Below are 12,514 nucleotides of genomic sequence, written 5' to 3'. Positions count from 1 at the left end.
ATCTGTATAATAACACATATAATACAGGATTGGGTATTACTTACTCTAGGAGGTCACTTTAAAATGGCAGTGTTTAAATATTATGCAAAGATTGACAGAGAAAAACTTGATGGCACAGGTCTATATATGGTTAGCTTTCCTGATTTAGAAAACTGCTTCACTTATGGTGAGACAATGCAGGAGGCTGTAGCTATGGCTCATGATGCACTAAGAGAGCTTTTAGCTGTAGAGGAGCAGCAAGGGAATCACATTCCTAAAGCATCAGACATTAAAGACATTGATATTGAGGCAGGAGCAAGCTATGTCCTCATAGAGGTAGCTACAGATAAGGTGGAGGAGGCAAGCTAGGTGCAGGAATTGGCTAAGGAGTATGCTGAGCTGTTTTTCAAGGCTAAGCAAGCTCAGTACAGGTTAGCAGACATAGAGGATAAGGTACAGGAGCAAGGGCAGTGGGATGACTTCAAACAGGAAGTTAAGGCACACCTAAAGCTATTATGTATTATGGAGGGCTGAGTAATCAGGGTTACCCTCCTTCTGCTATACTAGAGGAGAAAAGGAGAGGTAACTGTGATAATACTGATAATACTCATCATCATGGCTATTGGTGGCTGTGGGATGCTTTGGGATAAGTACAGGGTTAGAAGGTACAGAAGTGCTAAGCTGTGGGAACAGGTGGAGAAGTTTGAGGAAGAAAGAAGAAACAGGAGGGGCTGAGCAATCAGCTCTTTTTTTATGGTATTGACTACCTATAGAGGAAATATTAAAATAGATTGGTAGGATTGCGTATAAATTATTTACAGGAGGCATTTACTTTGACTAGACAACAAAATACAGTTTGGGTGCAGGATGTACCTAGCACACTATCAGAGCTACTTTTTGACTTGGTGGGGATGTCAGCCTCAGAGATAGGGCTTCAAGGAGTTATCTATTGGGCTGAGAGCAGGCTTACTGAGTTTCACAACCATGTCACTAAAAAGGAGTACAGTGAGGTCATTGATATGATGTTACAATTTGACAATGAGTACCTTGCTACCATGATAAGTGAGCTACAAACATTCCTGATTAAACACAGTCTGAAAATGGCTGTGTAAGCTCCCTCCTCTAAAGTAATGCTTGTAAGGTGCTTTTAGCAGATTGTACCTTACAGGCAGCGACTGAGGGAGAGGCTTAGTAAAACTGTATATTTGTATATTATAAATATATTAGAATTTGAATAACAATAATGAGAACCCACCCTACTCAGGCAGTTAATTGAACATTAATATTCAAAACTGCAATCTCTTAGGGAATAGTAGTTTGATCTACCAGTAAAGTAGTACACCATTTAATTAAAGTAAGAATAAAAATGAACTATAATTGGATAAAAGTCTAGTCAAAGTAATGCTCCTACCTACATAAGTCTAACTGTCACCCACAGTTAGGCTTTTTTGTTGTCACAGATTATAAAGAGGGGTCTAACTAAGGTATTGAGGAGGTGATACCTTGAGTATGAAACAGTTTAAGAATGATGATATGGATATTGTAGGTGAGCAGCTAGAGGACAATGGTCAGTACCTGTTTGTCAGAAGTCAAGGCTTCCTGTATGCTGTGTCCAAGAAGAATCTTACTGTTACTGACCTGCCTAAGGCAGAAAAAGTAGAGGATGCAGTTGAGGCAGTTGAGCCTGAGAAGGCAGTTAAACCTGTCAAGAAAAGGGGAAGAAAGCCCAAAAAGGCTGAGAATGCTGTAGAATAACTGTTAATTAAAGGGAGTAGGCTGATGCTTGCTCCTTTTTTTTTGTATCAGTGGCTGTAACACAAAGCTAATTATAGGGGGTCTGTTTTTGACTGGGGGGAGGGGGTATCTGAATTTTTTAGGCAGGCTGAGGCTAGTCATATCAAGGGTTTGGAGCTTTTAAAGTACTAGCTACAATATTTAGTACAGTAAAATTACTTTATTTAGAGTGTTACAGCTAACTACATAGTAGGAATAACAGATATAACATTTCTTTTAAAACAGTATAAAAGTAATAACAGTTATAAACAGTATAGAAACAGTATAAGGAATAAGATAAAGAATAAGAATAAATGTAAGGAGACACTTTGTTTGGGCTGTTACAGTTAGACATAGTAGTGAGAGAGGGAATGACCTTTTAGAGGGTTATCAGCCTCCAAAATCTCTCTCTAAGTTGTCTCCTATTGTTACCTCTAAAGGGTCTTTTCTGATGAGTCTGATGGATAGCTTTTAGCTACCTGTCAGGCTTTTTTATTTACCCTTTTATCCAAGATATTTAGAGATCATGTCTCTGATTATAAAAGGTAAATGGAGGTTAAATGTAGGAGCAAGCTGATTTTTGATCTTGGATTTTTGTTGTTACTGTGGCAAAGCTTTATTTTTACAGTTAAATGCCTGTAAATGATAGCAAATAAATGGATGTACAAGACAGTTAAATGTCTGATAAATGCAGTAATAGCAAGGGATTAAATGACCTGTAAATGACAAGTTAAATGGCTGTTAAATGACAGTAAATATAAGGCAAGTGCTGTAAGGTAAGTGAGAGATGATGGTGAGGAAAGTACAAGAAAAGGGGAGTGGATACACTGTGAAAAATAAAAGGAAGGCATTAAAGCCTGAGCAATACAAGGCAATAGCACTGATGGTATACAAGGATGTTAATGGGCTTACCAATGAGATGATTGCTAAAGAGGTGGGGGTCAATCCAAGTACCCTGTATGAATGGAAAAAGGGGCAGGCATTTAATGATGAGCTTATCAGGCAGTCTGAGGAAGTGCAGAGAAGCTTTCTAGCAGATACCTACACACAGCTAAGGATGATTATTAATAACCCTAAAGCTAAAGAAGGTACTAAGATTAAGGCTATTGAATTGGTACTCAAGAATCAAGGCAGACTTAAAGATGTACAAGAAGTTACTCAGTCTGTTGATGAGAAGTCTCTAACAGATATACTATCTGAATTGAATAACATCTAAGCAAAGGCAGAGCAGTGATGCTCTGTCTGTTTTTTATTTTATTTATTGAGACTAACTTATGAGACTGTTTAAAGCCTTATGTATCAATGATTAAATAACTGTCTCAGAATCAGGTGTTTATGAGACTGTTGACACACACTAACTCTCTGTTACTCTGCTGTGAAACTCTACATAAAAATAAAATGGCTCAAGCTTTTTGGGGGCTACAGGGGGGAACAGGGGTAGGAGGGGCTAGGGCAAGTGCCTCTAACATTTACACAATGGAAAATACCTTTTTGGTGGAAGTTTATTTCCAGTTACTCTACAGCAACTCTACAGAAAATGCATCCATATCAATAACCATTACTCTACAGCAACTCTAAAGTAACTCTACTGATCTAAAAGCTTTGCCACATCATACCCAGTTATTGCCTTGCATATATCCAGTATTCTGCTATTATTAGACTATAAACAAGAACAAGTGTTCTACTTTTAGGAGTTGGAAAGAGTGAAAAAAATACAACATTGGGAAAAAGGTACTCCTGCTGAGGTTTGGTATTTACTTGAGGATTGGGGCTACTTTAGATCAGACATCAATCTCACAGATGCAGTAAATGTAGCCAAGTATATACTTAACAGCCTCACCACTATTGACCCCACAGATTATTACTACTCTCTGAAAGAGTTAGACAGTACCCAGTACCATAACATGATGAGTGACTGCCTTAACTTCATTCACAAGTATCAATCAATGACAACAATACAACTAGGTAAACTTGCTGAATAAGTAGGGCTATAACAGCTCTGCTTTTTTTATTTGCCTGTCACAGTTTCAAAAGTCTCCTCTAACTAAGGGTTGAAAAATACTCTAGGAGGCTTTTACATGGAGCTATCAACTTACAGACATATTAAGAGATTCCTTGACGCAGGAGTTTTTATTCCAAACACAGAGACTGGGCAAGTCTTTAGTAGAAAGGGCACTGAGTTTAAAAAGTGCAATAACTCAGGCTATAAGCTTGCGAGTGGCTACCTTGATGGAATGATCTTTACTACTACAGTACACAATATTATTGCTGTAGCAGGAGGTCTCAATCCAGTTGGCAAGACAATTAATCACATAGATGAGGATAAGGACAATAACAGCCTAGCTAACTTGGAGGTGCTATCCCTTGCAGATAACCTCAGACAAGCCCATAAAAGTCGCAAAATCCCTACTAACAAAGGAATGACCTATAGAAAAAGGTTTACTGATAAGGAGGTAAGGGAAATCAGGGGGCTTTTAGCTAATGGCTTGAGTTGTAGAAAGCTGAGTGATCTGTTTAACACCTCTGTAGCTACTATTTCTAATATTAAAACACGCAAAACATATCAGAATATAGCATGAGGCAGGGCTATAACAGCTCTGCTTTTTTTGTTGCCTGTCACAGTTTGGGCATGGCTTTCTAATTAAAGGTTAAAACAGAAGGAGGTCATAGTATGGCTTACAGTATGGATTTGAGTAAAAATAAATTTGGAGCTAGACTGTATATTACAAAAAAGGAGCTTGAGTTTGACCCTAAGAGGGAGCCTTTCATTGAAAAGCAGGTACTTCATGAGTTAGGCAGAGGTATGGAGCATAAAATTGAAGTATCTAAAAAGTATGATGAGAGCCTAAACAGCTATGTGTTTGAAGCAGAGGCAGTCATCTTGACTCCTGAGGAGTACAGAGCCATGCTTGGGCACATTAGGCATCTTGAAGATCAGATAAGAGTGTTATATGGGGGCAGAGATTAATTTCTCTGCTCTTTTTTTTTTATGCTGTCACACTTTCTCCTGCCTGTCTAACTAGGGATATGAAAAGACACTTAGGAGGAATACCTATGAAAATGACATTTAACAGAAATCCTATCACTTTTGGCAAGACTGTTGAGCAGCCCAGTCAGGAGCTGATTAAAAACACTCCTGCTTTGCACAATGCCTCACTAGAGGATGCTCTCAAGTTTGGGGGAGAGCTTACTAGGCAGGCTATTGGAACAATGGATTTAACTTTCAGTAAAAAGCACATCATTGTAGACACAAAAGTACACATGTTAATGCCTACTTTTTCACCTGCCCTATCAGGCTGGCACAGTGATGGAGTGCCTAGAGGAGCTGAGCTTAATCCTACAGTGAAGCAAGCTCCTAACATTCAAGCACAGGAGGACATGGATGCTAGTATCTTTCACCTGTTTGTTACTGGGCAGGGCTGCCTCACTCAATTTTTAGATCAGAGCAATGTAGAGCTTGAAGTGCCTGACACTCCTGACTCTAAACTGTACAGCATGATTAATCAGCAGGTTACTCAAGGTCTTGCAGATGGCAAGTACACAGCTACTGACATTCCTAGCTGTACTGCTGTTAAGTGGGATTGGTGGGATTTACACACAGCACAGCCTGCTAAAGAGCATGAGTGGAGATTCTTAATCAGGGTAACTGAGACTGATCTGCATGAGCCTAAGACTGATCTTAGAGACATCATCAGAACACAGCAACAAGTGTACTTACCTCATAATTTTGGATGGTAAACCACAGGCAGGGCTTTCATAGTCCTGTCTTTTTTGTGCTGTCACAGATTTAACAGACTTTTCTAACTAGGGAGGTAACAAGGGCAAAACCCTTGACTTTTTAGGAGGCCTGTTTATGACAGTATTACTTACAAGCAAAGAAATTGAGCGTTTGTTAGCTACAGAGGAGTACAAGCCTATTGAAAGGCTAGATAAGTCTACACTTACTGCTGCTGAGAAAGCTCAAGTAAGGGAAGTAGAGGAAGTGGTGAGCTTTGGGCAGGACTTAATTGAGCTGTTTGATTGGTTTCTTGAGTCTCAAGATACACTACCTACACAAAAGCAGTATGTTAACTCAGGCATCAATAAAATGTTAGCTTGGTTTACCACTAATAAGCCTGAGGTAGAAGTAACTACAGTTATGGTAGAGGCTTGTAAGCTGAGGCTGACTAGGACATACATGAGTAAGGTGATAGAGCTGCACTTTGAGGCTTGCTTGAGGGAAAGTATGCCACATTTAAAAGTTATCTCTCATCCTCTGATTGATTCTGTAATGGGTGTAGATATTGTAGCTGAGGATGATGTAAAAAGATACTATATCCACATAACCTCTAATACTCCAATGGCTAGAAGAATGCTAAAAGAGAAGGAGAGCAGAGGTGGTCTAAGGTTGGGCAATGCTTTCATCAAGTACATTAGAGACTTTGAGGGAGACCTTATGCTGATGTATGAAATCCATGAGGAGTCTGAGACAACAAAGATCATCAATGGTTTTCCACTATTCAGACCTGAATTTATTGAGTGGAGGCTAAACCTTGCAAGCTCTTCATCTACAGCAGGTGAGTCACTGTCAGTACCTTATAGCAAGTTAGATCACTTCACTGACTGGGCAAAGCATCAATTAAAACAGGATATACAGCTATCAGAGGGGGCTTAGCAGCCCTCCTTTTTTTCGCCCTTTTTTCCTGTCTCAAAAAAGTTTCAAAACATACTTTACAGTATAGTGTAATTATAGTAAACTGTAATCAGAGACAACAAACAGGAGATGACTGAACATGGAAAAGCGTTACACAGTTAAAGCAAATGGCACTACAGCAGAAGGTAAAAAGAACTGGGAAGTCTTTGACAAGCAAGAGGAAAAGTTTCTAACTCAATTTGAGGGTGGCAGGTTTGCTCTCCAAGATATTGCAAAGCAATTAAATGAAGGCACTCTTACTCTTGAGCCTGCTGAGGAGAAGTCTACAAAGACTGTAGGTTATATGAGGGTATCTACAAAACTTGATAAGCAGGTATTTGACAGACAAGAGGAGCAGTTAAAGGCTTTTGGGGTAGATCATATCTATGCTGATAGGATGTCAGGCGCTAAAAGGGAGAGACCTGAGCTTAACAAGATGTTAGAGGAGCTTGAGGAGGGAGATACTGTAGTAATTGTAGCCATTGACAGACTCAGCAGGTCTACAAAGGACTTACTTGAGATAGTGGAGATCATCAAGAACAAAGGAGCATCCCTCAAGTCTCTTAATGATTCTTGGTTAGATACAACTAATGGAAATCCTATGTCAGAGTTTCTTCTTACTGTAATGGGAGCTTTAGCTCAGATGGAGAGAGAGCAGATCACTCAGAGAATCAGAGAAGGTGTAGCAGTGGCTAAGGCTAAAGGCACTAGAATGGGCAGACCTAAAAAAAGTAGGCACAAGGTAGAGCTTGCATTAGACCTCTATTCCAAGGGTGAGCATACAGTACCTCAAATAGTGGAGATCACAGGAGTCTCAAAAGCGACTCTTTACAGAAAGATTAAGGCACTTGAGGAGGGAAAACTCTAAATAGGTAAAATGCGGGAGACAGCTAACTAACTGCTGTCTCTTTTTTCTTGCCCTCACCTTTATGAAACAGCCCTCAGATGAGCTAGTAAGTGGCTAACCCATATAGGGTTATCTGAGACAGTGAGAATAAAGGGGAGAGGGCTAAAATGTTAGCAATGGATTTAATCAAATGGCTCAAGGATACTCCTATAGATGAGGTTATTGAGTATGCCTCAAGACTTGAGGGTAAAATTGAGGAAATGAGAATTGATGCTTTAAATTATATTCAAGAAGGAGACAGAGACTCTGCTGAGGAGATGCTTGAGGAAATCAAATACTACAGCAAGGTATACAGGATGACAAGAGGCTACTTTGATAGTCTCTTTTTTGCATATGAGTACTTTTCAGATGATAAAAACCCTGAGAATGAGACTAACCTGATACCTAAAGGAGTTTCTATAGATGATGCTCCTGACTTTCACAGGGAGCTGACAGCTAAACTGGATGAGCTGACTACCATTAACCCAATTAAAAACATCTGTTGGGGTTCTAGTAGGGGTAGTGGTAAATCTGCATACCTGTCCAATGTGTACCCTACACATGCTGTGGTTTACAGGACAAGAAAGTATATTGTAATCATCTCAGAGACAGCCTCCATGTCTCAAAACTTTGTAGAGTTTATTTCCACTAACCTCAAGAGCAATGCAAAGCTTAGGGAGGACTTTGGTGAGCATCTTTCACCTAACAAAAAAGCTAACCCTGAGGATAATCAGGAGGGCTTTGTAACCTTCTCTGAGATCAAAGTGCAGTCATCCTCAATGGGTGGGCAGCTCAGGGGTTCTAGGTTTAAGAATGCAAGACCTGACCTTATTTGCTGTGATGATTTAGAGTCAGCTAAAAACACAAACACCAAAGACCTTAGGGATAAGAACCTCCATTGGTTTAACTCAGTTGTAGTGCCTTTAGGAGACCCTAAAAAGACTGCAATTATCTACATGGGTACTCTTGTGCATGGTCAAGGCTTGCTGCCTAACATCATGAGAAGGAGTGGCTATGATTCTAAGATGTACTCAGCAATCATCAGTGAGCCGGTGCATCAAGATTACTGGGAAAAGCTTGAGAACATGCTCAGAGATATTGACAACCCATACAGGGAATCTGAGGCAGAGGCTTTCTATGCTGAAAACAGGGAGATCATGGATGAGGGAGTAGAGGTGCTGTGGGCTGACAGGTTTAGCTACTTTGATCTGATTAAGAAAAAGATTGAGATTGGCAGCAGAGCCTTTGCCTCTGAGTACTTGAATAAACCTTCTGATGATGAGTCAGTAATTTTCAGAGAGGATTACTTCTTATACTTTGAGGACTCTGATCTGTTTGTAGAGGATGTAAAAGGCAGGAGCAGGATTAGTCACCATTTAGATATTGTAGGCTTTTGGGATATTGCTATGGGTAAAAATAGCAGGTCAGACTACAATGCAATCAATATCATTGCAAGGGATAGAAGGACAGGAGCAATTTATGTCCTAGAGAGTTGGGCTAAGAAGTGTACACCTTCTCAAGCAATGGAGGTGGCTCTTAATATGGTTGAAAAGTATCAGCCTAAGAAATTTGGAGTTGAGACCATTCAGGCACAGTATGACATCTATAGGCAGATGCAATCTAGGGCAGTACAGAGAGGTCTGTACTTTACTAGGATAGTGCCAGTTAACCCTACTACTAGGAAGGAGTCAAGAATAGAGGCTTTAGAGCCATTGTTTGAGCAGGGTGTCATCAGGATTAAAAAGAATCAGAGGATACTGCAAGAACAGCTATTACAATACCCTAACCATGACCATGATGACAGCATTGACAGCTTGGCATCAGCAATAGGTATGACAAGAGTAAATAAAAGAGGATTTTGGTACAAGCCTGAGGGGATTTAAAACCCTTTGGGCTTTTTTTGTTACCAAAAATAAGGAGGATAATTGATGTCTACATTTAATCAGATGTTTTCTAAAGGGGAGTTTTACCCTCCTATTGAGCATAAAGACAGGATTAACAGGTACAAAGAAAATAAGCTTTTAATTGAGGGGAAACATGGGGAGCTTTTCAGAAAGCACAACTTTAATAGAAATGGGAGGCTGTATGTTTCAGTCAATCTAGCAGGCATTATAGCCAAGAAGTCTGCTGACTTTTTAATTGGAGATGGAGTACAGGTATCAGCAGGTAAAGAGGATAACAGTAAGGAGCAAGTAGCCCTAGACAGGATTAAAGACGCTAATGATCTTGACATCCTTTTCTATGAGTCAGCCTTAGCCAATGCCTACAGGGGAGACAGCTTCTTTAAGGTTAGGTTTGGTCAGGAGTATGGTGGTATGTATCCTCCTGAGTTTGATAATCCAAGGGTTATTATTGAGACTCTTGATGCAGGGTATGTCTTTCCTGAGGTTGCCAAGCACAATAAAAACCTTATCACTGCATATCATGTAGCCATTCCTATCAGGATTGATGATGAGTCAAAAGAGATCATGGAATCTGACTGGGTTCTTAATATTGAGAGTCATTATGCAGGGAAAATCATTTACAACCAATTTAAGCTCACAGTGATGGTCACTGAGGCTGATGGTACTCCTATTGACTTTAAGATTGGAGACCTTATAGGAAGCCCTCAGGAGGTGTTTACAGGGGTTCCAGTGCCTTTGGTAGTACATGTGCCTAACTTCTCATTAGATGACCACTGGGAGGGCTTAGATGACCTTTCAGAGCTAAAGCCTTTGTTTGATGAGCTTAACAATAGGCTCAGTCAAGTGGCTTCAATTTTAGACAAGCACAGTGACCCTGCTATAGCTTTACCAATGGGTTTACTAACAGAGGATGAGCAGGGCAGACCTATTTTTAATGTAGCTAATTCTAAAGTATTTGAGATTGATGGTAACAGTAAAGACATTATTCCTCAGTATGTTACTTGGAATGGTCAGCTACAGGAAGCCTACTCTGAGATTGACAGAATCATTGACATGATTTTGATTACTGCTGAAATTCCTGCTGTAGCTTTAGGTAAAGGTGACTCAGGTACATCAGGCAGCTCAGGTCTTGCTATTAGGTTTAGGCTCAATTCTTTGTTAGCCAAGATCAAAAGAAAAAGAAAGTATTATGAGAAAGGTCTCAAAAGAGTATTTTTAATTGCCCAGTACTTAGAGTCTGTGGTAGGCATCTCTGATTATGAGATCACAACTCCAAAACTTACCTTTACTGATGGTCTTGATAAGGATGAGCTACAAGAGGCTAACCTAGCTAACATCAGGACAGGTGGCGCAGTCACAATGTCTCAGAAAACAGCAATCATGAAGCTTGATGGTCTCACTGAGGAGCAAGCAGATGCAGAGATTGCAAGGATTGAGGAGGAGCAGTCAGCTCAGGCTGAGAAGGAAGCTACAGCATCCCCATCTATCTTTAATGATCTTGAGGATGATGAGGAAGAAGCTGAGCAGCCAGCAGAAGAAAAAGAAGCAACTGAGGAGGAGCAGGAGTAATCCTGTCTCCTTCTTTTTATTAGGGGGGAAATTAAATGGCTTTTATACCTACACCTAAGTATGACAAGGATAAAAAGAGGATGGCTAAGATGCTGTCAAAGCAATATAAGCAGATGTTAGATTATCTGATCTTACAATTACAGTTTAATCCTGATGACCCAAGGGTTATAAGGGAAGCTCAGATTATGAGACAGATAAATTATTGGCTAAAGGAGCTAGATCAGGCTCTCTACAAAGAGATAGAGAAGCTAATCAAAAAATCCTTTCAAGATGGTCAAGCCTATCACTTGCTGTCAGTCAAAGAGGCTAAGAACTGGGAGGAAGCTGTAAGCTCAGCAACTTTCAATAAATTACAGAGGGCAAGAATAGAGGCTATTGTAGCAGACACTCATGAGGATATTTTACAAGCCACAAATAATACATCCTCAGCTATTAAATCAGTGGTTAGGCAGACTGTCTCAAAAGTGGCTCAATACCACTCTTTAAATAATGGGAATTATAAGGATATGCAAAAGGATTTATTGAAGCAACTATCTAAGCAAGGTCTCAGTAAGACCATTGTTAAAGATGGTTTTGTAGGTATCACAGATAAGGCAGGTAGGAAGTGGGATTTAGCTACCTATAGCAAAATGGTAGTGACCACAAAGACTAATCAAGCTTTTATAGAAGGTGTTGCTCATGAGTCAGAGGAAACAGGTTTTGACTTAGCTGTAATCTCAGATCATGGTGCTGAGGATGCTTGTAAGAACTGGGAAGGCTTAGTTATTTCTCTGACAGGTAAAACAAAGGGCTACATCACTTACAAGCAGGCTAAAGCTACTAATGAAATTTTTCACCCAAACTGTGAGCATGGTGTCCATTCTATTAGATCACTGGATATGTTACCTGCTGATGAGATAGCACAGCACAGAAGGAAAATGGCTCAAATAGGCAATGTGGATAGTAGGAAATATGTGAGGAAGAAAAAGAGGAAAGCAGGTTAATTATTGCTTTCCTTCCCTAAAAGCAGGTAGTAACAGCCCTTTTGGTATTATTGAGGCTTTAATTCTTTCAACTACCTTTGGCACTAGGATGACCACTATGAGTGTAGCTACTGAATAGCCTATCAAGGAAACTAAAGAGGACTCCTTTGAATGAGTGAAGTAATGATTAAAATTTTGTATAGCTTTGTAGGCGTATAAGACTAAGACAGGGAAGGCAAAATACTGGTTAATGAGATCTAATATCCCCCTAGAGCCTGACTGCCTTACCCTTTTTGGATTGTTTATAAAATCAACTCTATGCCTGTGTTGCAAGTCCACACTACTTGAAGAAGAATTATCTTCATAACTATGTATTACAAAGCCCTCATTTGGTCTTAGCTGACTAAAGAATACTTTAATATTGTCTTTATCAGAGCATAGAAAAACATCCTTTAGATGGGCTGTTTTATGGTCTAAGTTAGTAAATAAAATTTCTCCATCAGTTTTAATAGTTAGGCATTTGTGTGGGCTTATAATATCCTCCCTTAAAACTGAATCAGTTCCTGAGTTCCAAACATAGTGGTAAACAAGGTTAGGATTGCTTTCAGAAGCTGCACTAAAGTAAGTAAGTTGATATTTATTCTTAGACAGCCTATGAAGATAGTAAGTATATGCGCTACCTAATAGAAAGAAAATAATGTTTGAGATCAAATAATCCACCCCCTTTCTTTCCTATTATACAAAACTTTCTAAGCCTTTTTTAGGAATT

16 protein-coding genes are annotated in these 12,514 nt (G+C 39.6%); 15 read left to right on the top strand and 1 reads right to left on the bottom strand.

Annotated elements, in window-relative coordinates; translation table 11 throughout:
• The first annotated feature begins 63 nt into the window (after positions 1–63).
• The 15 genes from MHH79_RS12005 (at position 64) to MHH79_RS11935 (ending at position 11,766) form a co-directional block, all read left to right on the top strand.
• Entirely contained in the window at positions 64–348 is a 285-nt protein-coding gene (locus MHH79_RS12005; RefSeq protein ID WP_069487228.1) for a type II toxin-antitoxin system HicB family antitoxin, read from the top strand.
• Positions 349–513, top strand: coding sequence for a hypothetical protein (locus MHH79_RS12000; RefSeq protein WP_340034507.1), 165 nt, complete (start codon positions 349–351; stop codon positions 511–513).
• A gap of 54 nt (positions 514–567) precedes the next feature.
• Entirely contained in the window at positions 568–714 is a 147-nt protein-coding gene (locus MHH79_RS11995) for a hypothetical protein (protein ID WP_172861803.1), read from the top strand.
• Positions 715–812: 98 nt separating this feature from the next.
• A complete protein-coding gene (locus MHH79_RS11990) occupies positions 813–1,091 on the top strand; it encodes a hypothetical protein (RefSeq protein WP_340034505.1) in 279 nt (92 codons plus the stop codon).
• A gap of 397 nt (positions 1,092–1,488) precedes the next feature.
• Positions 1,489–1,734, top strand: coding sequence for a hypothetical protein (locus MHH79_RS11985; protein WP_224067376.1), 246 nt, complete (start codon positions 1,489–1,491; stop codon positions 1,732–1,734).
• An 847-nt stretch (positions 1,735–2,581) separates the two neighbouring features.
• Entirely contained in the window at positions 2,582–2,968 is a 387-nt protein-coding gene (locus tag MHH79_RS11980) for a phBC6A51 family helix-turn-helix protein (RefSeq protein WP_340034504.1), read from the top strand.
• A gap of 487 nt (positions 2,969–3,455) precedes the next feature.
• Positions 3,456–3,734, top strand: coding sequence for a hypothetical protein (locus MHH79_RS11975; protein ID WP_146876862.1), 279 nt, complete (start codon positions 3,456–3,458; stop codon positions 3,732–3,734).
• A 96-nt stretch (positions 3,735–3,830) separates the two neighbouring features.
• A complete protein-coding gene (locus tag MHH79_RS11970) occupies positions 3,831–4,331 on the top strand; it encodes an HNH endonuclease (protein WP_340034502.1) in 501 nt (166 codons plus the stop codon).
• Positions 4,332–4,423: 92 nt separating this feature from the next.
• Entirely contained in the window at positions 4,424–4,720 is a 297-nt protein-coding gene (locus tag MHH79_RS11965; protein WP_340034500.1) for a hypothetical protein, read from the top strand.
• 92 nt (positions 4,721–4,812) lie between these two features.
• Positions 4,813–5,490, top strand: a complete 678-nt coding sequence (locus tag MHH79_RS11960) for a hypothetical protein (protein WP_340034498.1) — start codon at positions 4,813–4,815, stop codon at positions 5,488–5,490.
• A gap of 115 nt (positions 5,491–5,605) precedes the next feature.
• On the top strand, positions 5,606–6,406 hold the full coding sequence (locus MHH79_RS11955) for a hypothetical protein (protein WP_340034497.1): 801 nt from the start codon (positions 5,606–5,608) through the stop codon (positions 6,404–6,406).
• Between the two features lie 118 nt (positions 6,407–6,524).
• A complete protein-coding gene (locus MHH79_RS11950; RefSeq protein ID WP_340034495.1) occupies positions 6,525–7,292 on the top strand; it encodes a recombinase family protein in 768 nt (255 codons plus the stop codon).
• A gap of 146 nt (positions 7,293–7,438) precedes the next feature.
• Complete coding sequence (gene terL, locus MHH79_RS11945) at positions 7,439–9,193, top strand: phage terminase large subunit (RefSeq protein ID WP_340034493.1); 1,755 nt, start codon at positions 7,439–7,441, stop codon at positions 9,191–9,193.
• A 45-nt stretch (positions 9,194–9,238) separates the two neighbouring features.
• Positions 9,239–10,783 (top strand): phage portal protein, encoded by a 1,545-nt coding sequence (locus MHH79_RS11940; protein WP_340034491.1) that lies wholly within the window; start codon positions 9,239–9,241, stop codon positions 10,781–10,783.
• A 35-nt stretch (positions 10,784–10,818) separates the two neighbouring features.
• On the top strand, positions 10,819–11,766 hold the full coding sequence (locus tag MHH79_RS11935) for a phage minor capsid protein (protein WP_340034489.1): 948 nt from the start codon (positions 10,819–10,821) through the stop codon (positions 11,764–11,766).
• On the opposite strand, the gene MHH79_RS11930 is transcribed toward MHH79_RS11935, so the two are convergent.
• On the bottom strand, positions 11,767–12,456 hold the full coding sequence (locus tag MHH79_RS11930; RefSeq protein ID WP_340034487.1) for a hypothetical protein: 690 nt from the start codon (positions 12,454–12,456) through the stop codon (positions 11,767–11,769).
• Positions 12,457–12,514: the final 58 nt, after the last annotated feature.

The sequence above is a fragment of the Bacillus sp. FSL K6-0993 genome (genome assembly GCF_037977205.1).
Classification (GTDB): Bacteria; Bacillota; Bacilli; order Bacillales; family Bacillaceae; genus Bacillus; species Bacillus subtilis.
The sequence above is the reverse complement of the archived record's forward strand: the minus strand, read 5'-3'. Positions and strand labels throughout refer to the sequence as shown.

What these genes read in the sequence shown, in the direction of transcription:
- MHH79_RS11955 (WP_340034497.1), top strand. Translation starts at nt 5,606, where the DNA reads ATGACAGTATTACTTACAAGCAAAGAAATTGAGCGTTTGTTAGCTACA.
- MHH79_RS11960 (WP_340034498.1), top strand. Translation starts at nt 4,813, where the DNA reads ATGACATTTAACAGAAATCCTATCACTTTTGGCAAGACTGTTGAGCAG.
- MHH79_RS12005 (WP_069487228.1), top strand. Translation starts at nt 64, where the DNA reads ATGGCAGTGTTTAAATATTATGCAAAGATTGACAGAGAAAAACTTGAT.
- MHH79_RS11950 (WP_340034495.1), top strand. Translation starts at nt 6,525, where the DNA reads ATGGAAAAGCGTTACACAGTTAAAGCAAATGGCACTACAGCAGAAGGT.
- MHH79_RS11965 (WP_340034500.1), top strand. Translation starts at nt 4,424, where the DNA reads ATGGCTTACAGTATGGATTTGAGTAAAAATAAATTTGGAGCTAGACTG.
- MHH79_RS11940 (WP_340034491.1), top strand. Translation starts at nt 9,239, where the DNA reads ATGTCTACATTTAATCAGATGTTTTCTAAAGGGGAGTTTTACCCTCCT.
- terL (WP_340034493.1), top strand. Translation starts at nt 7,439, where the DNA reads ATGTTAGCAATGGATTTAATCAAATGGCTCAAGGATACTCCTATAGAT.
- MHH79_RS11985 (WP_224067376.1), top strand. Translation starts at nt 1,489, where the DNA reads ATGAAACAGTTTAAGAATGATGATATGGATATTGTAGGTGAGCAGCTA.
- MHH79_RS11935 (WP_340034489.1), top strand. Translation starts at nt 10,819, where the DNA reads ATGGCTTTTATACCTACACCTAAGTATGACAAGGATAAAAAGAGGATG.
- MHH79_RS11970 (WP_340034502.1), top strand. Translation starts at nt 3,831, where the DNA reads ATGGAGCTATCAACTTACAGACATATTAAGAGATTCCTTGACGCAGGA.